This is a genomic window from Pseudomonas sp. FP2196 (assembly GCF_030687715.1).
GTDB lineage: Bacteria > Pseudomonadota > Gammaproteobacteria > Pseudomonadales > Pseudomonadaceae > Aquipseudomonas.
In genome coordinates this window covers 2,587,608-2,609,667 of the sequence record NZ_CP117445.1, presented here as the reverse complement: position 1 = coordinate 2,609,667, position 22,060 = coordinate 2,587,608, and the positions used below count along the sequence as shown (strand labels likewise).

General features: G+C 60.6%; 25 protein-coding genes. 19 read left to right on the top strand and 6 right to left on the bottom strand.

Annotation, left to right across the window (positions count from 1 at the left end; translation table 11 throughout):
* Positions 1 to 125: 125 nt before the first annotated feature.
* The 6 genes from PSH79_RS11845 to PSH79_RS11820 all read left to right on the top strand — a co-directional run bounded on the left by PSH79_RS11845 (position 126) and on the right by PSH79_RS11820 (position 4,946).
* On the top strand, positions 126 to 920 hold the full coding sequence (locus PSH79_RS11845) for a helix-turn-helix transcriptional regulator (protein ID WP_305443063.1): 795 nt from the start codon (positions 126 to 128) through the stop codon (positions 918 to 920).
* Between the two features lie 72 nt (positions 921 to 992).
* Entirely contained in the window at positions 993 to 2,402 is a 1,410-nt protein-coding gene (locus PSH79_RS11840; RefSeq protein ID WP_305443061.1) for an efflux transporter outer membrane subunit, read from the top strand.
* A 156-nt stretch (positions 2,403 to 2,558) separates the two neighbouring features.
* Positions 2,559 to 3,164 carry an SCO family protein gene (locus PSH79_RS11835; RefSeq protein WP_305443058.1) on the top strand — a complete coding sequence of 202 codons (606 nt, stop codon included), beginning with the start codon at positions 2,559 to 2,561 and terminating at the stop codon, positions 3,162 to 3,164.
* The gene (locus PSH79_RS11830) at positions 3,164 to 3,643 is read left to right on the top strand and encodes a copper chaperone PCu(A)C (protein ID WP_305443055.1); all 480 of its coding nucleotides are present in this window, start codon (positions 3,164 to 3,166) and stop codon (positions 3,641 to 3,643) included. Before PSH79_RS11835 ends, PSH79_RS11830 begins: the two co-directional genes overlap by 1 nt.
* Positions 3,644 to 3,851: 208 nt before the next feature.
* Positions 3,852 to 4,304: an Ohr family peroxiredoxin gene (locus PSH79_RS11825; RefSeq protein ID WP_305443052.1), complete on the top strand. Its 453-nt coding sequence runs from the start codon at positions 3,852 to 3,854 to the stop codon at positions 4,302 to 4,304.
* A 186-nt stretch (positions 4,305 to 4,490) separates the two neighbouring features.
* Complete coding sequence (locus PSH79_RS11820; RefSeq protein ID WP_305443049.1) at positions 4,491 to 4,946, top strand: MarR family winged helix-turn-helix transcriptional regulator; 456 nt, start codon at positions 4,491 to 4,493, stop codon at positions 4,944 to 4,946.
* An 87-nt stretch (positions 4,947 to 5,033) separates the two neighbouring features.
* Here the strand turns inward: PSH79_RS11820 and PSH79_RS11815 are convergent, their stop codons facing one another.
* Both PSH79_RS11815 and PSH79_RS11810 read right to left on the bottom strand, forming a co-directional pair.
* Entirely contained in the window at positions 5,034 to 6,524 is a 1,491-nt protein-coding gene (locus PSH79_RS11815; protein WP_305443045.1) for an aldehyde dehydrogenase family protein, read from the bottom strand.
* On the bottom strand, positions 6,521 to 6,916 hold the full coding sequence (locus tag PSH79_RS11810) for a cytochrome c family protein (RefSeq protein WP_305443042.1): 396 nt from the start codon (positions 6,914 to 6,916) through the stop codon (positions 6,521 to 6,523). The genes PSH79_RS11815 and PSH79_RS11810 overlap by 4 nt, the downstream gene beginning before the upstream one ends.
* A 326-nt stretch (positions 6,917 to 7,242) precedes the next feature.
* On the opposite strand from PSH79_RS11810, the gene PSH79_RS11805 reads away from it, so the two are divergent.
* The 5 genes from PSH79_RS11805 (at position 7,243) to PSH79_RS11785 (ending at position 10,768) form a co-directional block, all read left to right on the top strand.
* A complete protein-coding gene (locus PSH79_RS11805; protein ID WP_305443039.1) occupies positions 7,243 to 8,391 on the top strand; it encodes an amine dehydrogenase large subunit in 1,149 nt (382 codons plus the stop codon).
* Positions 8,392 to 8,403: 12 nt separating this feature from the next.
* Positions 8,404 to 8,943 (top strand): MauE/DoxX family redox-associated membrane protein, encoded by a 540-nt coding sequence (locus PSH79_RS11800; protein ID WP_305443036.1) that lies wholly within the window; start codon positions 8,404 to 8,406, stop codon positions 8,941 to 8,943.
* 3 nt (positions 8,944 to 8,946) lie between these two features.
* Positions 8,947 to 9,567: a methylamine dehydrogenase accessory protein MauD gene (gene mauD, locus PSH79_RS11795; protein ID WP_305443033.1), complete on the top strand. Its 621-nt coding sequence runs from the start codon at positions 8,947 to 8,949 to the stop codon at positions 9,565 to 9,567.
* A gap of 14 nt (positions 9,568 to 9,581) precedes the next feature.
* Complete coding sequence (locus PSH79_RS11790; protein WP_305443031.1) at positions 9,582 to 10,103, top strand: methylamine dehydrogenase light chain; 522 nt, start codon at positions 9,582 to 9,584, stop codon at positions 10,101 to 10,103.
* Positions 10,104 to 10,246: 143 nt separating this feature from the next.
* On the top strand, positions 10,247 to 10,768 hold the full coding sequence (locus tag PSH79_RS11785) for a cytochrome C (protein ID WP_305443028.1): 522 nt from the start codon (positions 10,247 to 10,249) through the stop codon (positions 10,766 to 10,768).
* Positions 10,769 to 10,771: 3 nt separating this feature from the next.
* Here PSH79_RS11785 and feaR read toward each other — a convergent pair whose 3' ends face one another.
* The 3 genes from feaR to paaY form a co-directional block, all read right to left on the bottom strand.
* Entirely contained in the window at positions 10,772 to 11,686 is a 915-nt protein-coding gene (gene feaR / locus PSH79_RS11780; RefSeq protein ID WP_305443025.1) for a transcriptional regulator FeaR, read from the bottom strand.
* Positions 11,687 to 11,770: 84 nt separating this feature from the next.
* Entirely contained in the window at positions 11,771 to 12,694 is a 924-nt protein-coding gene (paaX, locus tag PSH79_RS11775; protein WP_305443021.1) for a phenylacetic acid degradation operon negative regulatory protein PaaX, read from the bottom strand.
* 55 nt (positions 12,695 to 12,749) lie between these two features.
* A complete protein-coding gene (gene paaY, locus PSH79_RS11770; protein ID WP_305443019.1) occupies positions 12,750 to 13,346 on the bottom strand; it encodes a phenylacetic acid degradation protein PaaY in 597 nt (198 codons plus the stop codon).
* Positions 13,347 to 13,716: 370 nt separating this feature from the next.
* On the opposite strand from paaY, the gene paaF reads away from it, so the two are divergent.
* The 6 genes from paaF to paaK all read left to right on the top strand — a co-directional run bounded on the left by paaF (position 13,717) and on the right by paaK (position 19,894).
* Complete coding sequence (gene paaF / locus PSH79_RS11765; protein ID WP_305443016.1) at positions 13,717 to 14,487, top strand: 2,3-dehydroadipyl-CoA hydratase PaaF; 771 nt, start codon at positions 13,717 to 13,719, stop codon at positions 14,485 to 14,487.
* A gap of 33 nt (positions 14,488 to 14,520) precedes the next feature.
* Positions 14,521 to 15,312 (top strand): 2-(1,2-epoxy-1,2-dihydrophenyl)acetyl-CoA isomerase PaaG, encoded by a 792-nt coding sequence (paaG, locus tag PSH79_RS11760; RefSeq protein WP_305443013.1) that lies wholly within the window; start codon positions 14,521 to 14,523, stop codon positions 15,310 to 15,312.
* Positions 15,313 to 15,314: 2 nt separating this feature from the next.
* Positions 15,315 to 16,829, top strand: coding sequence for a 3-hydroxyacyl-CoA dehydrogenase PaaH (gene paaH / locus PSH79_RS11755; protein WP_305443010.1), 1,515 nt, complete (start codon positions 15,315 to 15,317; stop codon positions 16,827 to 16,829).
* Positions 16,816 to 17,265 (top strand): hydroxyphenylacetyl-CoA thioesterase PaaI, encoded by a 450-nt coding sequence (gene paaI / locus PSH79_RS11750; RefSeq protein ID WP_305443008.1) that lies wholly within the window; start codon positions 16,816 to 16,818, stop codon positions 17,263 to 17,265. Before paaH ends, paaI begins: the two co-directional genes overlap by 14 nt.
* Positions 17,258 to 18,469, top strand: coding sequence for a 3-oxoadipyl-CoA thiolase (gene pcaF, locus PSH79_RS11745; protein ID WP_305443005.1), 1,212 nt, complete (start codon positions 17,258 to 17,260; stop codon positions 18,467 to 18,469). Before paaI ends, pcaF begins: the two co-directional genes overlap by 8 nt.
* 99 nt (positions 18,470 to 18,568) lie before the next feature.
* Positions 18,569 to 19,894 (top strand): phenylacetate--CoA ligase PaaK, encoded by a 1,326-nt coding sequence (gene paaK / locus PSH79_RS11740; protein WP_305443002.1) that lies wholly within the window; start codon positions 18,569 to 18,571, stop codon positions 19,892 to 19,894.
* A 38-nt stretch (positions 19,895 to 19,932) separates the two neighbouring features.
* On the opposite strand, the gene PSH79_RS11735 is transcribed toward paaK, so the two are convergent.
* Positions 19,933 to 20,412 carry a hypothetical protein gene (locus PSH79_RS11735; protein WP_305442999.1) on the bottom strand — a complete coding sequence of 160 codons (480 nt, stop codon included), beginning with the start codon at positions 20,410 to 20,412 and terminating at the stop codon, positions 19,933 to 19,935.
* A gap of 233 nt (positions 20,413 to 20,645) precedes the next feature.
* Here PSH79_RS11735 and paaA point away from each other — a divergent pair, with 233 nt between their 5' ends.
* Together paaA and paaB are read left to right on the top strand one after the other, a co-directional pair.
* Positions 20,646 to 21,635 carry a 1,2-phenylacetyl-CoA epoxidase subunit PaaA gene (gene paaA, locus PSH79_RS11730; RefSeq protein WP_305442997.1) on the top strand — a complete coding sequence of 330 codons (990 nt, stop codon included), beginning with the start codon at positions 20,646 to 20,648 and terminating at the stop codon, positions 21,633 to 21,635.
* A 143-nt stretch (positions 21,636 to 21,778) separates the two neighbouring features.
* On the top strand, positions 21,779 to 22,060 hold the full coding sequence (gene paaB, locus PSH79_RS11725; protein WP_008079627.1) for a 1,2-phenylacetyl-CoA epoxidase subunit PaaB: 282 nt from the start codon (positions 21,779 to 21,781) through the stop codon (positions 22,058 to 22,060).

The following is a 22,060-nucleotide window of genomic DNA, read 5'->3' as shown; positions in this document are numbered from 1 at the left end:
AGACGTAGGACAAATGTATAGGCTTAAATCCTGCCCCAGATCATGTTCAAGGAGAAATGACTGCGTGGCGGCTTTTACGACGGCAGACGATTCAGTGATGGTTCTGTACCAGGGATGACAAGGATATGAATCTGACCGGCAGTATTCGCAATATGGAAAACCCGCATTTCTACTGGCAACTGGGCGAGCTGATTGCCAGCACCGGCGATGATCACTTCGCCGCAAACATGTTCCAGTTGGTCGACACGCTGGTGCCGGTCAACCGGGTCGATCTGAGCGAGTGGACACTGGACGAGCGTCAAGCCAGCGTGGTCGAGATCAAGCCGCTGGGCAGTGCCGGTCTACCGCAGACTTTTCCTGCGGCCGATCCGCTGGTGCGCCCGGACGATCATCCGCTGTTGCAGAAAATGATCGAGATGAACGACTCGCTGTTGATTCAACTGAAAGCCTCGCTTCTATCCCGACATCCGCAGCACAGCGTCCATCAATGCAATCTGGTGTCGCGCAGCTCTAACCGTCGCTGTGTCATTTCGTTCTACCGCCCGCATACCCAGCGCGTGTTTTCCCTGCCGGAACTGTCTTTTCTCAAGAGTCTGTCCGACACCCTGCTGCCGCTGATCGAACGCCATGCGCAGATCAGCCGGCAAACGCTGGCCAAACAACCGCGCCTGCCTTTGGCTGATCTGGATCAGGCACCGCTTGCGCGAGTGTTCGATGAACGATTGGCATTGAGCGGCATCGCCTTGTCAGCGCGCGAGAAAGAAGTCTGCCTGGGCTTGCTGACCGGCGGCACAGTGCCGCAAATGGCCGAAAGGCTGCGGGTCAAGAACAGTTCGATCGAGACGTACCTCAAGCGCGCCACGGCCAAGCTTGGGGTCAGTGGCCGGCATGGTCTGGCCAAATGGATGGCTGGGGCCTGATCGGGCAGTTCTACTGAAAAACGGGCACCGACACAAGACGTGCCCGCCGTCTTCCGTGCATGAGGCTGTTCGATGTCCACCCTGCGAATTTCCTTGCTGTCCCTGGCAATGCTGGCGGGCGGCTGTTCACTGATTCCCGATTTTCAGCGGCCCGCGCCACCGAGTGCTGCGCAATATCCGCAAGGCGCGGCCTATGCGGCATCGACCCAGACTGCGGGCAATGAAGACTGGCGCACACTGTTCAAGGATCCAGCCCTACAACAGTTGATCGAGAGCGCGCTGGTCAACAACCGTGATTTGCGCGTGGCCGCACTCAACGTCGAAGCCTTCCAGGCGCAGTACCGCATCCAGCGCGCCGACCTGTGGCCGGCGTTGTCGGCCAATGCCAGCGAATCGCGCCAGCGCATGCCACCGAGCGTGACCCAAAGCAAAGCGCTGATCAATTCGACCTATTCGGTCAATCTCGGCATCAGCGCTTATGAACTGGACTTCTTCGGCCGCGTGCGCAGCCTCAGCGAGCAGGCTTTGCAGACTTGGCTGTCGACCGAAGAAGCTCGCCGCAGCGTGCAGTTGAGCCTGGTGGCCAATGTCGCCAACGCCTACCTGACCTGGCGCGCCGATCAGGAACTGCTGGCGCTGACCCGTGAAACCCTCGCCGCCGATCAACAGAGCCTGCGCCTGACCACGCGCAACCGTGAGGCGGGTAAATCGTCGGCACTGGAGCAGGCGCAAGCGAAAACCAGCGTCGACACCTCACGGGCCAATCTGGCTCGCTATCAGCGTCAGGTCGCGCAGGACTTGAACAGCCTCACGCTGCTGGTCGGCGCGCCGGTGCCTGAGTCCCTGCCCGCGCGGCCGCTGGCCAGTGAGCTGGTGCAACAACTGCCGGCGGGGCTACCGTCGGATCTGCTGCAACGGCGGCCGGACATTCTTCAGGCCGAGTACAAACTCAAAGCGGCCAACGCCAACATCGGCGCAGCCCGGGCGGCGTTTTTCCCCAGCGTCAGCCTGACTGCCAATGCCGGCACGTCCAGCCGTGACCTGGCGGGTCTGTTCGGTGCCGGTTCCGGCGTGTGGACATTTCAGCCGCAGATCAGCCTGCCGATTTTCAATGCCGGGAGTTTGCGCGCCAGTCTGGATTATTCAAAGCTGCAGAAAGACGTAGCGGTCGCCGAATACGAAAAATCGATTCAAACCGCATTTCAGGAAGTCGCCGACGGACTGGCGGCGCGCACGACTTATCAGCAGCAATTGCAAGCGCAGCGCGATCTGGTGCAAGCCACCCAGGACTATTACAACCTGGCGCAACACCGTTATCAGAATGGCGTCGACAGCAGTCTGGTGTTCCTCGATGCCCAGCGTTCACTGTTCAGTTCGCAGCAGGGATTGATTACCGATCGGCTCGCGCAGCTGGTCGCCGAGGTGAATCTGTACACCGCGCTGGGCGGCGGTTGGCGGGCGGCGGAGGCGACGATTCAGTAAGCACTCGTCACTTTTCCTTACACCTTTTGTCGCCCTGCGACACCCTGTCAGCCGATCGAAAACCGACTCGCCGGTTCAGTTTGGTATCATGCGCCGCTTTTACGGTTAACCCCTCGCCAGTCCTGCCGACTGACGGGCTGCAAAAGGCGGTATTAGATGACGGCTTTGTTGACTCGCCGCAACGTGCTTGCGGGAATGGGCGTGCTCGGGCTCGGCCTGCTCGCCGGCTGCGACACCCGCGGCCAACTGTCGTACAAGTACGGCAAGGATCTGAGTAACAAGATCATGGGACGCACCTTCAAACTGAAGAACACCGACGGCGAAACCATGACGCTGTCGAGCTTTCGCGGTTTGATGCCGATGGTGTTCTTCGGCTTCACCCAGTGCCCGGCAATCTGCCCCACCACCCTGGCCCGCGCGGCCAAAATCAAAAAACTGATGGGCAAGGATGGCGATCGCTTGCAGGTGATCTTCATCAGCCTCGACCCCGAGCGCGACACGCCAGAAATCCTCGACGCCTACATGAAAGCCTTCGACCCGACCTTCGTCGCGCTGTACGGCACGCTTGAGGAAACCAAGGCCACCGCCAAGGAATTCGACGTGTTCTTCGAGAAGGTGCCGGCGGGCGACACCTACACCATCTCGCACACCGCCACCAGTTACGTCTACGACTCGCGCGGCGAGCTGCGCCTGGGTCTGTCCACATCGCTTTCGGCAGAAGAATGCACGGAAGATTTGCTTACTGTTATGGAGGTTTGCTGATGCACCCCGTTCTGAACAACATCAAACGCGTCGTGTTCGGTCTGTCCCTGCTGGGCCTGGCTTTTCAGGCGTCGGCACAAACCTCCGTCAGCGACGCCTGGGTCCGTGCGACCGTGCCGACCCAGTCCGCCAGCGGCGCGTTCATGACCGTCACCGCCGACAGCGACAGCAAGCTGCTCAGCGTCGCGACCCCGGTGGCCAAAGACGTGCAGATCCACGAAATGACCATGAAGAACGACGTCATGAGCATGGGCCCGGTGAAATCGGTCGACTTGCCCGCCGGCAAAGCCGTGAGCTTTGATCCGAACGGTTACCACGTGATGCTGATGGGCCTGACCGGTCAGTTGAAAGAAGGCGAAACCGTACCGCTGACCCTGACCGTGGAAAACGCCAAAGGCGAGAAAGAAACCGTTGAAGTGAAAGCGGCCGTGCGTTCGCTGACCAACATGCAAGGTCACGATCACAGCAAGATGCATTGATCTGATTTACTGCAACACCCACGGGGCGGCCTGATTGTTATCAGGCCGCCCCGTTTTTTTTGCTCGAAGGAAACGTTTACCGCTCGTCGCGTGGGGCCTGTCGAGCGGGTTGACAGAACTCTGGGGCAAGAGGATTATTATTACATCGCATGCGATCTAACCGCATGCGATAACAACTCCAACCATTATGTCTTTGAGGATTAATCCCATGAGCAAAATCGAAAAAGTCCTGGCTACCGGCAAAACCCACACCACCGCTGCCAGCGCCGGCATCACTTCGCGCGGTCACAACGGTAACCTCGACATTCAACTGTCGTCGCCGGGCAGCGCCAAACCGGCCCATGTGTTCGCCAACGCCTTGCCACACCCGACCGCCGAGCAACTGTTTGCCGGTGCCTGGTCCGCTTGCTACACCGCCGCGGTCGGTCTGGTCGCCAATGACCTGAATGTGGTGCTGCCGGCCGACATGTCCGTGGACATCGAAGTCGACCTCGGCCAGACAGGCCCGGCCTACTTCCTTCAGGCTCGTCTGACCCTGCGCGTACCGGGCATCGCCCAAGACATCGCGAAAACCCTGGCGCACACCGCTGACCAGATTTGCCCGTACTCGAAAGCCACTCGCGGCAACATTGATGTGGCGTTGAATGTCATTACCGAATGATTTTATCCTGTTAAATGCATCGCATGCGATATAGGCGCATAGGATAGAGATGCAATCGGTTCGCTCCAGCTTTCATGGGCGAACCGATTGGCGTTTCAAACACCAACAGCACTCCCGATAAAATCGCATCCGACGTATAGTTCGCCCCATACGTTTCAACGGTTCAGCAGACCCACGAGGATGAACATGAAGAACACCCAAGCCCCCACCGATCTCAAACTCAGCGACTTCCTGTGCTTTGCCGTCTATTCGACCAACCTCGCGTTCGGCAAGGCCTACAAACCGATCCTCGAACGGCTCGGCCTGACTTACACCCAATACATCACCATCGTTGCGCTCTGGGAGCAGGACGACCAAACGGTCGGCAGCCTCGGCGAGAAGCTGTTCCTGGAATCCAACACCCTTACCCCGATCCTGAAAAAACTCGAAGCCATGGGCTATCTGCAACGCCAGCGCGACCCGGCAGACGAGCGCCAGGTGCGAATCGGCCTGACCCAAAGCGGTAAAGACCTGCGCAACGTGTCCTCGGGCAGTAGCCTGTTCGAAGCAACCGGTTTGACTCCGGACGAGTTCACACAGATGCAGCAATCGATCGTCAAATTGCGCAACAACCTGATCAAGTCGACGAATGCTGAAGTGTGATTGGTCTGAGACAAGAATGGCGGGCGCTGACACAAACCCTGTGCTGAGGGCGGTTATCCCTCATCACAGGTTATCTGTTGCCTGTAATCAATGCGCGATGCAGACGGATTTCAGTTCGGTATAAGCCTCGATCACCGTCCGGCCAAATTCCCGGCCCATTCCCGATTGCTTGACCCCGCCAAACGGCATCGCCGGATCGAGCAGTACGTGGGCATTGACCCACACCGTACCGGCCTCGATGCGCGGTACAAGGTTCATCGCCTTGCTCAGATCGTTGGTCCACAGGCTGGCGGCCAGGCCGTATGGGTTGTCGTTGGCCAACGCAATCATCTCGTCCTCATCATCAAACGCGATCACCGCCAACACCGGCCCGAACACCTCTTCGCGCGCCACGCTCATGCTGTGATCGACATCCGACAGCACCGTCGGCTGCACGTAGAAGCCTTCGCGATCCAGCAACTCCCCGCCACAGACCACCCGCGCACCTTCGCGCCGTGCCAGTTCGATGTGTTTGAGCACACTCTGTTGCTGCTTGTGCGACACCAGCGGGTTGATCGCCGCCTCGCCGTCCATGCCCGCACCAATGGGCAGCGCCGCGACCGCCGCGGCGAGTCCCTCGACAAATCTGTCGTGGATCGAACGATGCACGTAGAAGCGTGACGCCGCCGCACACACCTGACCGTTATTGAGCAAACCACCGAGGATCGCCCCCTGAATGGCTTTGTCGAGGTCGGCATCGGCCAGAAGAATCATCGGGTTCTTGCCGCCCAGCTCCAGCGCAAAACGCGTCATGTTGGCCATGCACGCCACACCAACGGTTTTGCCCACGGCGGTGGAACCGGTAAACGACACTTTGCTCACCAGCGGATGCGCGGTCAGCGCGCCGCCCACCGAAGCGCCGCCGCCCGTGACCACATTGAACACACCTGCCGGAATGCCTGCTTCAAGTGCCAGCTCCGCCAGACGCATCGCCGTCAGCGGCGTTTCCATCGCCGGCTTGATAATCACCGTACAGCCGGTGGCCAGCGCCGGCATCAGTTTCCACGCCGCGATCATCAGCGGGAAATTCCACGGCACGATGCCCACCACCACGCCGACAGGTTCGCGTTTAGTAAACGTGGTGAAGCGCGTACCTGGCGGCAGCGGAATCGATACGTCAAAGGTCTGCCCTTCGATCTTGGTCGCCCAACCCGACATGTAGCGCATGAATTCCACCGTGGCGTTCACATCCAGTGCGCGGGCCATGTTGATCGACTTGCCCTGACTCAGGGTTTCCAGTTGCGCCAGCTCTTCGCCGTGTTCCTCGACCAGACGGGTGAAGTTCAACAGGATGCGCTCGCGATCCGCCGGTCGCAGCCCCGACCACACGCCAGACTTGAACGCGGCATGGGACGACTGCACGGCGCGCTCGACCAGTTGCACAGGGGCATCCAGCGTTTCGCATAAGGTCTGGCCGCTGGCCGGGTTGACCACGGCAACCGTCGGCCCTTGCGCGAATTGCCACTGGCCGTCGATAAAGCAGCCATGCCGACGATCAATGAATGCCGCAACCTGCGGCAGCATTTCCACGTTGCTCATAAAGCCTCCTTCGATTTAAGGAAACACACCACGGCCTGACGGTCGTCTGCCGAAGCCAGGCCCATATAGGGCATGTAGGTCCCGGGCACATAGGCCTGGGGCTGGGTGATCAGTTCAGCGATGGTTTCGGCTTGCCAGGTCACGTCTTTGTTGCGCATTGCCGGGGAATAACTGAAGCCCGCCAGTGAACCGGATTTGCGCCCGATCACCCCATTGAGGTTCGGCCCCATCAACCCGGCCACGTCCTTTTTCACCGCATGGCAGACGCCGCATTCGGTGGTGAATACCTGCGCGCCACGGCGGGCGTCGGGCGCGCAATCGGCAGCGATGGCAGCTTGGGCCACTGCCAGGGAAAACAAACAAGCGAAGGCAAATCTGAGCGGAGTGAACATGGAGAACCAACCTTGAATTATGGAATGCCACCAATCCCCCTGTAGGCGTGAGCCTGCTCGCGATGAGGGCATGTCAGTCGCCATCAATGTTGAAGTTGCGACCGCTATCGCGAGCAGGCTCACTCCCACAAGGATCTGGGTCGATTGTCTGGACTTGCGCCAACACAGGTTTTGCCCTGCCTGCCAGTCGCTTTGGCGCGGCTGCCAATTGCGACTGGCACAAACACACAAGCACTTGGCAGACACAGCAATTCCCCGATTCTTGCGCAGAGGCAGAATCCACTGGCACCCACTAATCAGGGCATCAGTCAGGGAGTTCCCCTTCAATGCGAACCAACCGGATCACCGTACCGTCAGCGCTGGGCTTGAGCCTGTTGCTGCTCGGCTTGAACAGCGCCCGCGCCGAGCTGCCGCCCGACACCATCGGCCAGACCACGCTCGCGTTCCCGCCCGAGGCGCACCGCGCCTATGTGGTTGACGTGGAATTCGAAAACTTCGTGATGGGCCGCGTCACCGTCATAGACCCGGATAACAAACGTGTGCTGGGCATGGTGCCGACCGGTTTCGCCGCACCATCAGCTCTGAGCCACGACCGCAAAACCCTGTTCAGCGCCGACCTGTTCTACTCGCGCGGCACTCGCGGCACGCGCACCGACGTGCTGACTGCCTGGGACACCTCGACCCTGTCACCGTCCTGGGAAGTGGTGATCCCGAGCAAACGCGCCGAATCCCTGACCCAGCGCTATGGCTTGAAACCGAGCGGCGATGACCGCTTCGTCTACGTCTACAACTTCACCCCGTCGACCTCCGTGACGGTGGTCGACACCCAGGCCCGCGCCGTCAGCAGCGAAATCGCGATTCCCGGTTGCGTGCTCAATTACCCGGTGGGCAATCGTCGCTTCGCTTCGTTGTGTGGCGACGGCAGCCTGCAAGTGGTCACGCTCAACGATCAAGGCCAGGAAACCGCGCGCAGCCGCACGCCGTTCTTCGACCCGAATGCCGAGAAGCTCAACGAACGCGCGGTGAACGTCGGCGACACCTATTACTTCGTCACCACCACCGGCACCGTGCGCCCGGTCGACTTTGCCGGCGAGGCGCCGAAGATCCTGCCGTCGTGGTCGCTGGTCAACGACGCCGAGAAGAAAACCGGTTGGGCACCCGGTGGCTGGCAGTTGATGGCGGTCGCGCCAAAGCTCGATCGCTTGTACGTGCTGATGCACGACGCCCACGAAGCGATGAAGTGGGAAGACCCGAGTACGCTGATCTGGGCCTTCGATCTCAAGACCGGGAAGAAACTCGCGACCCTCCAAGCGCCGAAACCGGTGTGGAGTCTGCAAGCCACGGGTGATGACAAACCACTGCTGCTTGGCGCCGATATCGAGGGCGGTTTGCAGATCTTCGACCTGACCACCAACACGCTCAGCGCAAGCATGCCGAAAGTCGCCAAAACCGCGACTCAGGTCATGAGCTATTAAGGGGTTGCCGCCATGACGATTGACCCGATTTTCATCCTTGCCAGTGCGCTCGCGGTTGCGGTGCTGCTGGCCAGCGCCGCCACCCACAAGCTACGCGCGCCGGCCCGCTTCGCCCGGCAACTGGCGGACTATCAACTGCTGCCCGAGTCGCTGGTTCGTCCGGTTGGGCGAGCGATTCCGTTGCTGGAACTTTTGATCGCTTTTGCCCTGCTGGTGCCCCTCAGTCGCGGCCCGGCAGCGTGGGTGGCGGCGGCGCTGATCGCCCTTTATGCGGCTGCCATCGCCATCAACCTGTGGCGCGGTCGTCGTGACATCGATTGCGGCTGCGCGGGTCCCGATCAGGTGCAACCGCTGCGTCCGGTTTTGCTGTTGCGCAACGCGGTGTTGATTGCCTTGGCGCTACTGGCCAGCGCGACGCCGCTGGTTCGCGACCTGAATCTGTTCGACGGTTTCGTCACCGTCGCGGCCAGTGCTGTGGCGCTGCTGACCTACGCCGCCGCTGACGGCTTGCTGGCCAACTCCCCTCTTCTGCTCAAATTGATTGGTAGGTGATTTATGGAAGGCTTGATGATTTCCAATGTGCTGTTGTGGGTGCTGCTGATTGCCCTGGCGTTCGCGGTGATGGGTCTGGTGCGGCAGATCGGCGTACTGCACGGACGCATTGCTCCGGCCGGTGCGCTGATGGTCGATAAAGGCGTCGCAGTCAATGAAGCTGCACCGCAAATCACCGCCGCCGATCGCCATGGACGCCCGGTCAACTTCGGTTACGCCGGAGAAAAGAACCAGTTGCTGTTCTTCCTCTCGCCGACCTGCCCGATCTGCAAATCGCTGCTGCCGGCGATCAAATCCATCGCTAAACAGCAGGCTGACCGCCTCGACGTGGTGTTCATCAGCGACGGCGACATGGAGGCCCAGCAAGCACTGATCCGCGAACACAAACTTGACGACGTCACCTACGTGGTCGGCCCGGAAGTTGGCATGACCTATCAGATCGGCAAGCTGCCCTACGCCGCGCTGATCGACAAGACCGGCACCCTGCGCGCCAAAGGCCTGGTCAATTCCCGCGAGCATCTGGACAGCCTGTTCGAGGTCGAACACCTGCAAAGCGCGACGTTGCAGCAATACCTCAACAGCCAGCCGCAGCCGCATCACCACAACCACGGCCATAGCCACTGAGCCGGGAGAGACTGATGAAAATTCTGGATCTGTTGTTCGAGCGCTCGGCCCGTCGGGTGGCCGACACCACATCGCGACGCAAACTGCTGGCGCGCATGGGTTCGTTGATGGTCGCTGGCGCCGCACTGCCGCTGCTATTGCCACTGGATCGCACCAGCAAGGCACTGGCGGCGGACAATCCCAAGGCTGGCGATCCGGGTGATCCGAACAGTTGCGACTACTGGCGCTATTGCTCGATCGACGGCTTTCTGTGCAGTTGCTGCGGCGGTTCAGTGACGTCGTGCCCTCCCGGCACCGAAGTCTCGCAAGTGACCTGGATCGGCACCTGCCGCAACCCGGCGGATGGCAAGGACTACATCATTTCGTACAACGACTGCTGCGGTAAGCAAAGCTGCGCACAGTGCGCGTGTACACGCAACGACAGCGAAGAGCCGGCGTACCGACCGTTCAACAACAACGACGTGAACTGGTGTCTGGCGGCGAAATCGCACATTTATCACTGCACGGTTTCGATTATCCGGGGCGTGGCTGTCTGACCAGAGCGCAGCAACTTTCCCCTGTGGGAGCGAGCCTGCTCGCGAAAGCGGTGTTTCAGGCGACAGCTCTATTGGATGTGCCGGCGTCTTCGCGAGCAGGCTCGCTCCCACAGGGGTGTTGTGTGAATTTTGAAGGAGTTGTTATGCGTCACTTGCTCATCCTGGGTCTGACTCTCGCCATGACCGCACCGTCGGTCTACGCCCGCGCCATTCCCAACCCGGACCAGCGCCACGCTCCGGGCAACGAGGCGCCACAAACCCCCATCGCCCAGGCCAATTACAGCGTCGGGGTGAACTATCAACTGCAATGCGCCGGTTGCCACTTGCCCGACGGCACGGGTTCGGCGGCCAACGACACGCCGCGTATGGCCGGTTTCGTCGGCAACTTCCTGAAAGTCCCCGGTGGCCGTGAATTTCTGGTGCGCGTCCCCGGCATGTCGCAGTCCGCGCTGAACAACGCGCAACTGGCCGACCTGCTCAACTGGCTGCTCCGCGAGGACGGCATGGCCGGTGCCAGTGCGCCGAAGCATTACCAGCCGTACAGCGCCGACGAAGTCGCGCGGTTGCGCCACGAAACCATGCTCAACCTGCCCGGTACGCGAGCACAGTTGATTAAGGAAATGCGCGCCCAAGGCATCGCAATCGATGACGGCATGAACGACTGAACCTCAAGCGTGCTGCTTGCGGTACTCCCCCGGCGCAATGCCGAAGCGCGATTTGAACGCCGTGGAGAAATGGCTCGAATCGGTAAAGCCCCACGAGTAACCGAGCACCGACAGCTTCTGCTCGCCCCCCGACTGACGCAGGGATTCGGCGCACAAGTCCAGCCGTCGATTCTTGATGTAACGAGCCACCACCAGGCCCTTCTTCGCGAAGATCCGGTACAGCCCGCGTACCGACATCCCGACTTCCCGCGCAAGCCATTCCGGACACAACTCTTCGCAACGAATGTGCTCGTCAATGCACGCCAGGGTTTTCTGGAAGATCCGTTCATGCAGATCGCTGCAGTCTTCGCTTTGGCTGATCGCCGGGCGCAACAGGCTGACAATTGCCTCCAGCGTCGCTTCGCTTTCACTCAGACTGAGACTCTTCTGGCGGGTGGCATCGAGGATCAAATGATGCGAAAGCATAGCCATCGGGGAGCTCGCCGGGATGCGGTGACCGCACTTGACCTGATTGAAACGCAGGGTCTTCTCCACCAGATGAGTCGGCAGAATCAGCGACAACTGCCGGGAGTTCTCGTGGTAGGTGAAATCGCTCGGCCGGGAGGCGTCGATTAGGGTGATGTCGCCGGCCGAAAGCTGCGCCTTGTTGTCACCCTGGGACATGCCCGCCGAGCCTTCGAGCTGAAACACGGCAAAGTACTTGCCGCCCTCGCCCGCGGCGATTTCCGCAGGCGTGCGATACAGCCGCGCCTGGCAGGCGTCGACAAAACTGAGCTTGAGCGCACCGCTCTGGTACTCGCGAATTCGCCCGGCAAAACCGGCGCCGAGGGTTTGCGCGTTGAAGGCGCCGCAGATCTGGTTTATCTGATGGATCCACTGATCGAAGCCGTCACGGCGTTGTGCAGTTGAAGGAATCATGTCTGGCCTCACGCAGGCTTGTTTTTATTATCTACGTCAATCCAAGCGTTCTTCCTGAACAGTGCAGCTTCCTCGCTGTGGCGATTATTTCAAGCCGCCGAAGCGTCGGTAGAAACTCTCGCCAACGTCCGGCAACGGCCCATCGGCAGTCTCCAGCGCAGTGTTCAGCCACTCTTCGGCCTTGGCGTAGATCAAACGGTAAATATTGCGGCACAGCTGTCGGGCCGCGCGACCTTCCCAGTCGCCGGGGAGCAATTCATCCGGCAGTTGCGGGTCGCGCAGCAGCAGTTTGCGGTATTCGTGAATAAGCAGGAGGCGTGCCATGAAGCAGTCCGCCGGCAGCAGGTTTTCCTGCTCGCGAAGCGCTTGCCAGAGCGGTCGGAACAACTGGATGAACTCGCTGTAGTGCGCCGCCAGTTCCTCGATGCTCCAACTCTCGCGAACCTGCGCCCGCAAGGCCTTAGAGGCCAGCACGTCTTGTGCGGTGGTTTCGAAAACGATGGTGTCTTCCAGCGCGCCAAGATCCTGCAACGTGGCGTTGACGTCGGCGCGATCACTGCGCGGACAAGCCAGCACCGCCGGGGAAATCGCACCAAAACCTTGCCACTCAAGCTCTTCGCGCACCTGCTTGCGCTTGTCCTGGCTCAACTGCGTGAGCATCGCCAGGCACCACGAACCGTCCCACGCCGGCACGGTTGAGCTGTACACGCGCTTGAAGGCTTTGTCGAAACGCCGCCGGCCAGTGCCGGTGAGGCTGTAATAGCTGCGCCGGCCGACTTTCTCGGCAGTCAGCCAGCCTTCCTTGGTCAGACGAAAGATTGAGGTACGGATCAAGCGCTCGTTGATGCCGATCGGCTCCAGCAACTGAATCAGACTGCCCAGCCACACCGTGCCGCCGTGGGGTTCGATGGCATCCCCGTACAGCGTGATGATCAAGGAGCTGGCGCGGATCGGCGTCTGCTCCTGGAAGCGGGTAATCAAATGGTTCAAAGGTGTCAGAGATGACATGGGCGTACCGGGTTGAAAAAAAGAAAGGAATATACCGAATCGAATCGGGTGGTGTTCATAGAGAACTGTTCTTGGGTCGCAATCCGCTATCGCTGATCCGTGGCCGATCCGGTTCCGGCTCGCTCAACGGCTCGCACACTTGCATCTGCGTCAGGCAACGCCTGGCCAGTTCCTGATACTCACGCGTACCGGCCTGCTTCCACGCCACTTCCTGGTCGCTGAGTTGACGCTTGATACTGGCCGGCGCGCCCATCACCAGCGACTGTTCGTGGCATTCGAACCCTGCCTTCACAAATGCCGCTGCCGACACGAACGACCGTGCTCCGATCCGCGCGTTATCCATCACTACCGCATTCATTCCCACCAGTGCATCGGCGCCGATCCGACAACCGTGCAACACCGCACCGTGGCCGATGTGGCCGTTGCGTTCGACCACCGTGTCGCTGTCGGGAAAGCCGTGCATCACGCAGGTGTCCTGCAGGTTGGCGCCCTCTTCCAGAACGATGCGACCGAAGTCGCCACGCAAACTCGCCAGCGGCCCGACGTAACAGTGCGGCCCGATGATCACATCGCCGATCAACACGGCGGACGGATGCACATAGGCGGTCGGGTCGACCACCGGAGTCAGTCCATCAAGGCTGTAACAGGTCATCGCAGGCTCCTTTGCCGGACGTTGTGCGGTGAGATACGCAAAGCGATGCGTAAACAGGCTTGTTTTGTATCACATCATTTAACTTCATAAAAGCCTGAAAAGCGTATCGCTTTATATAGCCACCGCTCGTCGCTAGAAACCGCTTAGGAATCTTAATTTTTATTCTTTATTTATCACATACTTGATTAACAAAACACAGATACAACCTGAAATTGAAAAATCGAACACAACCCGAATTAAGACACATCAATCCAATTTCATTCTTGCTTTTGTGTATCACGTTAAGTCTATACTCCAGCAAAACCGACGCCCGACGTCGAACCAACAACAAGCCGGCAGCAGCCGAGCGTGCACCGTGAGGGCCTTTGCCATGCCTCAAACCCTGGCCGTCGAACAGCTGCAAGCTGTGCGCCTGATCACCCTGCAACGTCCGCAGGCCTTGAACGCCCTCAATACCGAACTGCTCAGTGAGCTGGCCGCCGAGCTCTGCGCCGCTGAGGCCGACCCGGACACCCGCGCCGTAGTCATTACCGGCAGCCGCAAAGCCTTCGCCGCCGGCGCTGACATCAAGGAGATGGCCGAGCGCGATCTGGTCGGCATCCTCAACGACCCGCGTCAGGCCTCATGGCAAACCGTCACCCGTTTCAGCAAACCCTTGATTGCTGCCGTCAACGGCTTCGCCCTCGGCGGCGGCTGCGAGTTGGCAATGCACGCCGACATCCTGATTGCCGGCGAAGACGCGCGTTTCGGCCAGCCGGAAATCAACCTCGGGATCATGCCCGGCGCTGGCGGCACCCAACGCTTGTTGCGCGCGGTCGGCAAGTCCCTGGCGATGCAAATGGTCCTCACCGGCGACGCCATCGACGCCCGCCACGCCCTGCGCGCCGGCCTGGTCAGCGAAGTCACCCAACCAGAATTCACCGTCGAACGCGCCCTGCAGATCGCCCACGCCATCGCCGCCAAGGCACCGCTGGCCGTGCGCCTGGCCAAGGAAGCGCTGCTCAAGGCGATGGACACCGATCTGGCCAGCGGCCTGCGTTTCGAGCGCCATGCCTTCACGTTGCTGGCCGGCACTGCCGATCGCGATGAAGGCATCCGCGCCTTTCAGGACAAACGTGCGCCGCAGTTTCGCGGCCAGTAACCGATTCGAACGAACTCCCGGAGAACCCTGCCCATGCACTGCGAACACATCCTGTTTTCCATCGAGGCCGGCGTCGCCCTGCTCAGCCTCAACCGGCCCGAGCAGCTCAACAGCTTCAACACCGCCATGCATCTGGAAGTCAAAGAAGCGCTGAAGCAGGTGCGGCAGAACCCTGAAGTGCGCGTGCTGCTACTGACCGGCGAAGGTCGCGGCTTCTGTGCCGGGCAAGACCTGAGCGACCGCAATGTGGCGCCGGGCAGTGAGGCGCCGGATCTGGGCGTGTCCATCGAGACCTTCTATAACCCGCTGATTCGCCAGTTGCGTGATCTGCCGATGCCGGTGATTTGCGCGGTCAACGGCGTGGCTGCCGGGGCCGGGGCGAACATTCCGCTGGCCTGCGATCTGGTGCTGGCGGCGCGCTCAGCGAGTTTTATCCAGGCGTTCTGCAAAATCGGTCTGATCCCGGATTCCGGCGGCACCTGGACGCTGCCACGACTGGTCGGCATGGCCCGCGCCAAGGCCTTGGCCCTGCTGGGCAATCGCCTGAGCGCCGAGCAGGCCGAGCAATGGGGTTTGATTTATCGCTGTGTCGACGATGTCCAGTTGCGCGACGAAGCCCTGACCCTCGCCCGTCATCTGGCCACGCAACCGACTTACGGTCTGGCGCTGATCAAACGTAGCCTCAATTTCAGCCTCAGCAATACCTTCGACGAACAGCTGGAACTTGAGCGCGATCTGCAACGCCTGGCCGGGCGCAGCGAGGACTATCGCGAAGGCGTCAGCGCATTCATGGAAAAACGCACGCCTGCGTTCAAGGGTCGCTGAACATGAACGCTCTCAACCGCAACGCCCAAATCGCCGTGATCGGCGCCGGTGCGATGGGCGCCGGCATCGCTCAGGTCGCCGCGCAGGCCGGGCATCCGGTGCTGCTGCTGGACAACCGCCCCGGCGCCGCCGCACAAGCCATCGATGGCATCGACCGGCAACTCGGCAAACGCGTCGAGAAAGGCAAACTTGCCACCACCGAGCGCGCCGCGATCATTGCTCGTTTACAAGCAGTCGAGGCCATCGAAGCGCTGGCCGACTGCACGCTGATCATCGAAGCGATTGTCGAAAACCTTGAGGTCAAACGCGCACTCTTCGCTCAGTTGGAAAGCCTGTGCGGCGAACACTGCATCCTCGCCAGCAACACCTCTTCGCTGTCGATCACGCGCATAGCCGCCAGCCTGAAACGCCCTGAACGCTTGCTCGGCCTGCACTTTTTCAACCCAGCGCCGGTGATGCCGCTGGTGGAAATCGTCTCTGGCCTGGCCAGCGATCCCGGCCTCGCCGGCACCTTGTTCGACACGGCAAAAGCCTGGGGCAAACAACCGGTACACACACGCTCGACGCCGGGTTTTATCGTCAACCGCGTGGCCCGTCCGTTCTATGCCGAGAGCCTGCGCCTGTTGCAGGAAGGCGCCGCCGATTGCGCCACCCTCGATGCCTTGATGCGTGATGCCGGCGGCTTCGCCATGGGCGCGTTCGAACTCACCGACCTGATCGGCCACGATGTGAACTACGCGGTGACCTGCTCGGTGTTCGACGCCTATTACGGCGACACCCGGTTCCAGCCGTCGCTGATCCAGCAAGAACTGGTGGATGCCGGACGCTTCGGGCGTAAAAGCGGTCGTGGTTTCTATGATTACAGCGAGGGTGCGCAGCGTCCCGACGCGCAATCCACAAGCAGCGATGCGCCGGTCGACAACTGCGTAGTGGAAGGCGACTTGGGCGCCCTGAGCGGCTTGATCCCGCGCCTGAAAACCAATGTCATCCAGCGTGACGGCAGCGGCTTGCTGAGAGTCGGCGATGCCATTCTGGCCCTGAGCGACGGCCGCATGGCCAGTCAACGCGCCAAGGAAGACGGCCTGCGCAACCTGATCCTGATTGATCTGGCCTTTGATTACGCCACCGCCAAACGCATCGCCATCAGTTGCTCAGTGGACATCAGCGACAGCGCTCGCGATCAAGGCATCGCCCTGCTGCAACGCGCCGGCCTGCAAGTCAGCCTGCTCAGCGACACGCCGGGGATGGCCGTGTTGCGCACGGTCGCCATGCTCGCCAACGAAGCTGCCGACACCGTGCTGCACGACGTCGCCTCAGCGGCGGATATCGATCTGGCGATGCGTGCCGGGGTCAATTATCCGCAAGGCCCACTGGCCTGGGCTGACCGAATCGGGCTGGCACTCATCAACCGCGTCCTCGACAACCTGCAAGCCAGTTACGGTGAAGAACGCTACCGGCCATCGCTGCTGTTACGCCGCAAAGTGGCCGAAGGGAGCACATTTCATGACCAGCCTTGAAGCCATGAGCCTCGCCAGTCGCTGCGCGCAAACGATGTTTGAGCGTGATGCCGCCACCCAGGGCCTGGGCATCCGCCTGATCAGCGCCGCGCCCGGCAGTTGCACCCTCGGCATGGGCGTGCGCGCCGACATGATCCAGGGCCATGGCACCTGCCACGGCGGCTTTCTGTTCGCCCTCGCAGACTCCGCATTCGCCTTTGCCTGTAACAGCTACAACGACGCCACCGTGGCGATCGGTTGCAGCATCGATTACATCGCCCCTGCCCGCTTGAGCGACACCCTGACAGCACGCTGCACCGAACAATCGCGCTCGGGCCGCACCGGCAATTACGACGTACGCATTGAAAACCAGCAGGGCCAGTTGATCGCCCTGTTCCACGGCAAATCCTACAAAGTGCGCGGCACGGTGCTGGCGCAGGAGACTCCCCATGAATGACGCTCTGATCATCGACGCCGTCCGCACCCCCATCGGGCGCTACGCCGGAGCCTTGAGCAGCGTGCGCGCCGACGACCTCGGTGCCGTGCCGTTGCGTGAATTGCTGCGCCGCCACCCGCAAGTGGACTGGAGCCAGGTCGACGACGTGATCTACGGCTGCGCCAATCAGGCCGGCGAAGACAACCGCAATGTCGCGCGTATGTCAGCACTGTTGGCCGGGCTGCCGGTCAGCGTGCCGGGCACCACGCTCAACCGTTTGTGTGGCTCCGGTCTGGACGCCATCGGCACTGCCGCGCGGGCGATTCGCAGCGGTGAAGCCGGATTGATGCTGGTCGGCGGTGTCGAGTCGATGTCCCGCGCGCCGTTGGTGATGGGCAAGGCTGAAACTGCGTTTTCGCGTTCGGCGGAACTGTTCGATACCACCATCGGCTGGCGTTTCGTCAATCCCTTGATGAAGAAAGCCTACGGCATCGACTCAATGCCGGAGACCGCCGAAAACGTCGCCGAACAGTTCAACATCTCCCGCGCCGATCAGGACGCCTTTGCCCTGCGCAGCCAGCAACGTGCTTCGGCGGCGCAGGCCAATGGACGTCTGGCCAAAGAGATCGTCGCCGTGGAAATCGCGCAGCGCAAAGGCCCGGCCACAGTGGTCGAGCACGACGAGCACCCGCGCGGCGACACCACGCTGGAACAACTGCAAAAACTCGGAACACCGTTTCGCGAGGGCGGTAGCATCACCGCCGGCAACGCGTCAGGGGTCAACGACGGCGCCTGCGCCCTACTGTTGACCAACGCACAGACCGCGCAGCGCTACGGCTTGAAGGCCCGTGGCCGTGTGGTCGCGATGGCCACCGCCGGTGTCGAGCCACGAATCATGGGCATCGGCCCGGTACCCGCCACGCGCAAGGTGCTGGAATTGGCCAACCTGAGCCTGGCCGACATGGACGTTATCGAACTCAATGAAGCCTTCGCCGCCCAAGGCCTGGCGGTGCTGCGCGAGCTGGGTCTGGGCGACGACGATCCGCGCGTCAACCCGAACGGCGGCGCCATAGCCCTCGGCCATCCGTTGGGCATGAGCGGCGCACGGCTGGTCACTACCGCCCTGCATGAACTGGAAGAGCGCCGTGGCCGTTATGCGCTTTGCACCATGTGCATCGGCGTCGGCCAGGGCATTGCGTTGGTAATCGAACGCTTGTCCGAATAAAGAACCGCGATTCCCGAGGTGCCGAGCGGTATCCTTGGGGCATGCACTCAGAGTCCCCTGAAACCGGGGCTGAAACACAAAAATAATTCGAGTGAAGTCATGAACATGCCAATTGCCCAAGCCGTGCTCAACCCAGAACTGGATCCGCTGGAGACTGCCAGCGTCGATCAGTTGCGCCAGCATCAACTCGAGCGTCTGCGCTGGAGCCTCAACCACGCGTACAACAATGTGCCGCTGTATCGCCAACGCTTCGATTCACTGGGCGTACACCCGGACGACATCCGCTCGCTGGACGACCTGGCGAAGTTTCCGTTCACCACCAAATCCGACCTGCGCGACAACTACCCCTACGGCATGTTCGCCGTGCCAATGCATGACGTCGTGCGCCTGCACGCGTCCAGCGGCACCACCGGCAAACCGACCGTGGTCGGTTACACCCAGAACGACATCGACACCTGGGCCAACATCGTTGCCCGTTCGATCCGCGCTGGCGGTGGTCGACGCGGCGACAAGGTGCACATTTCCTACGGCTACGGCCTGTTCACCGGCGGCCTCGGCGCGCACTACGGTGCCGAACGCCTGGGCTGCACGGTGATTCCGATGTCCGGCGGCCAGACCGAAAAACAAGTGCAACTGATCAAGGACTTCCAGCCCGACATCATCATGGTCACGCCGTCGTACATGCTCAACATCGCCGACGAGATCGAACGTCAGGGCATAGACCCGCATAAGCTGGCCCTGCGCCTGGGTATCTTCGGCGCCGAACCATGGACCGCCGAACTGCGCAGCGCCATCGAGGCACGCCTGGGCATCACCGCCCTCGACATCTACGGTCTCTCGGAAATCATGGGCCCGGGCGTGGCCATGGAATGCGCGGAAACCCGCGACGGCCCGACCATCTGGGAAGATCACTTCTACCCGGAAATCATCGATCCGATTACCGGCGAAGTGCTGCCGGACGGGCAGATGGGCGAACTGGTATTCACTTCGCTGAGCAAAGAAGCCCTGCCGATGATCCGCTACCGCACCCGCGACCTCACCCGCCTGCTGCCCGGCACCGCGCGGCCGATGCGCCGCATCGACAAGATCACCGGGCGCAGCGACGACATGCTGATCATCCGTGGCGTCAACGTCTTCCCGACCCAGGTCGAGGAGCAGGTGCTGAAGGTCAAACAGCTTTCCGAGTCTTACGAGATTCATCTGTATCGCAATGGCAACCTCGACAGCGTCGACGTGCACGTCGAACTCAAGGCAGAGCATCAGGGATTGAGCGATGAACAGCAGAAGGCCCTGTGCGGCGAACTGAGTCGGCACATCAAGACGTACATTGGGATCAGTTCACGGGTGCTGCTGCAGCCGCCATTCTCGATCAAGCGCTCGGAAGGCAAGGCGTGTCATGTGATCGACAAACGCGCGAAAGCTTAAAAGCAATAACAGCGGCGAAGGTGCAAGGCCTTCGCTGCTTAGCGTTTACGTGACAACGCGTTGCGCACTGCTTGGCGGGACATGCCAGAGCCGTTTTCTATGGGCTGCCCTTGTGTGGCCTCAGGTCTTTGCGCTTGCTGCGTCGCCAACCGCTTGTTGTGCTTGGCCACGGAACGCCAGCGATAGCCAAAAAATAGCACCGCCGGAATAAATCCCAGCCAGAACGAAACCGAGCCCACAACCACCAAAAACGTCAGCGTGACCAGCACGGTTACCACATTGAACAACCGCGCCGGTTTTTCGACTTCAGCCGCCGTTTGAGCGGATGCCGCTTCGTCCAGATCGAAATGCAACGCGACGTTCATTCCCGGCATCTGCACGTCGATGCGATTGCCGTCCGCCGTGTTCACCCGAATTTCATTTTGGCCAAGGGATACCGAACTGAAACTGACCTGGGTTGCTTCGCCATTGACCAGCGTCACCACCGTGGGTTTATCGCCATTAGAAACGTCGCGCATGCCGATTCCTTGAATTTTCACGCCGGACGACGTGCAGAAAGAAGATCCGTTGGACGCAGATGCTACTAAGTGGCCACTAGCCTGTCCAGAAACCAGCCCTCACCACTGATCGGAAGCGATACAGAAAAAACATACGACACGTTATTTTGTGTTTGATATTAATTTCCGTATCACTTATAAAGTTCTCCATGCCCTCGAATATGCATTCGAAAAATCAGCGGCGGAGAACAAAAATGTACGCACAGCTCGTAGAAACCGGCGTAAAGCGCATCAAGGACCTTTCGGAGATGTCCGACGAGGAACGCGCCTTTCAAGAAAAAATCGATTCAGAAATCAAGATCGAAGCGAAGAATTGGATGCCAGATGCGTATCGCCAAACGTTGATCCGGCAGATTTCCCAGCACGCCCACTCCGAGATCGTCGGCATGCTCCCGGAAGGCAACTGGGTTACCCGTGCGCCATCGCTCAAACGCAAACTGCAATTGATGGCGAAGATTCAGGACGAGGCTGGTCACGGTCTGTATCTGTACAGCGCCATGGAAACCCTCGGCGCCGACCGCGATGAAGAAATCGCCAAGTTGCACAGCGGCAAGGCCAAGTATTCGAGCATCTTCAATTACCCGACGCTGAACTGGGCCGACATGGGCGCGGTGGGCTGGCTGGTCGATGGCGCGGCGATCGTCAATCAGGTGGTGTTGCAGCGCACCTCGTATGGCCCCTACTCGCGGGCCATGGTGCGGATCTGCAAGGAAGAGAGTTTCCACCAGCGCCAAGGCTACGAAATTCTTCTGACCATGATGCGTCACGGCAATCAGGCGCAAAAAGACATGGTTCAGGACGCGATCAATCGCCTGTGGTGGCCGGCGTTGATGATGTTCGGCCCGAGCGACGAACACTCACCGAACAGCGCGCAATCGATGGCCTGGAAGATAAAGCGCCAGAGCAACGACGAACTGCGCCAGCGCTTCATCGACCAGACCATCCCTCAGCTTGAGTTGCTGGGCTGCACCTGCCCCGATCCGGACTTGAAGTGGAACGCCGAGCGCGACCATTACGACTTCGGCGAAATCCAGTGGAGCGAGTTCTACGAAGTGCTCAAGGGCAACGGCCCGTGCAATCAGGAACGCGTCGCCACTCGCCGCAAAGCCATCGAAGACGGCGCCTGGGTACGCGAAGCCGCCGTCGCCCACGCCCGTAAAAAACACAACAAGAACGCTGCCTGACCTCAGCAATGCCCTGTAGGAGCTGCCGAAGGCTGCGATCTTTTGGCAGCTTTAAAGCCGCCGAAGATCAAAAGATCGCAGCCTTCGGCAGCTCCTACAGGGGCGTCCGTCGGCGATAAACGAACTGATGTGGAGTGAATGACATGTCCCAGTGGACCCTTTTCGAAGTCTTCGTGCGCAGCAAGCACGGCCTCAATCACAAACACGTCGGCAGCGTGCATGCCGCCGACACCACCATGGCCATCGAAAACGCCCGCGAACTGTACACCCGTCGTAGTGAAGGCGTGAGCCTGTGGGTGGTGCCTTCGGCGCTGATCACGGCCTCTTCGCCGGATGAAAAAGACCCGTTGTTCGATCCGGCCGACGACAAGGTTTATCGCCACGCCAGTTTCTACGAACTGCCGGCCGAAGTCGGGCACATGTGA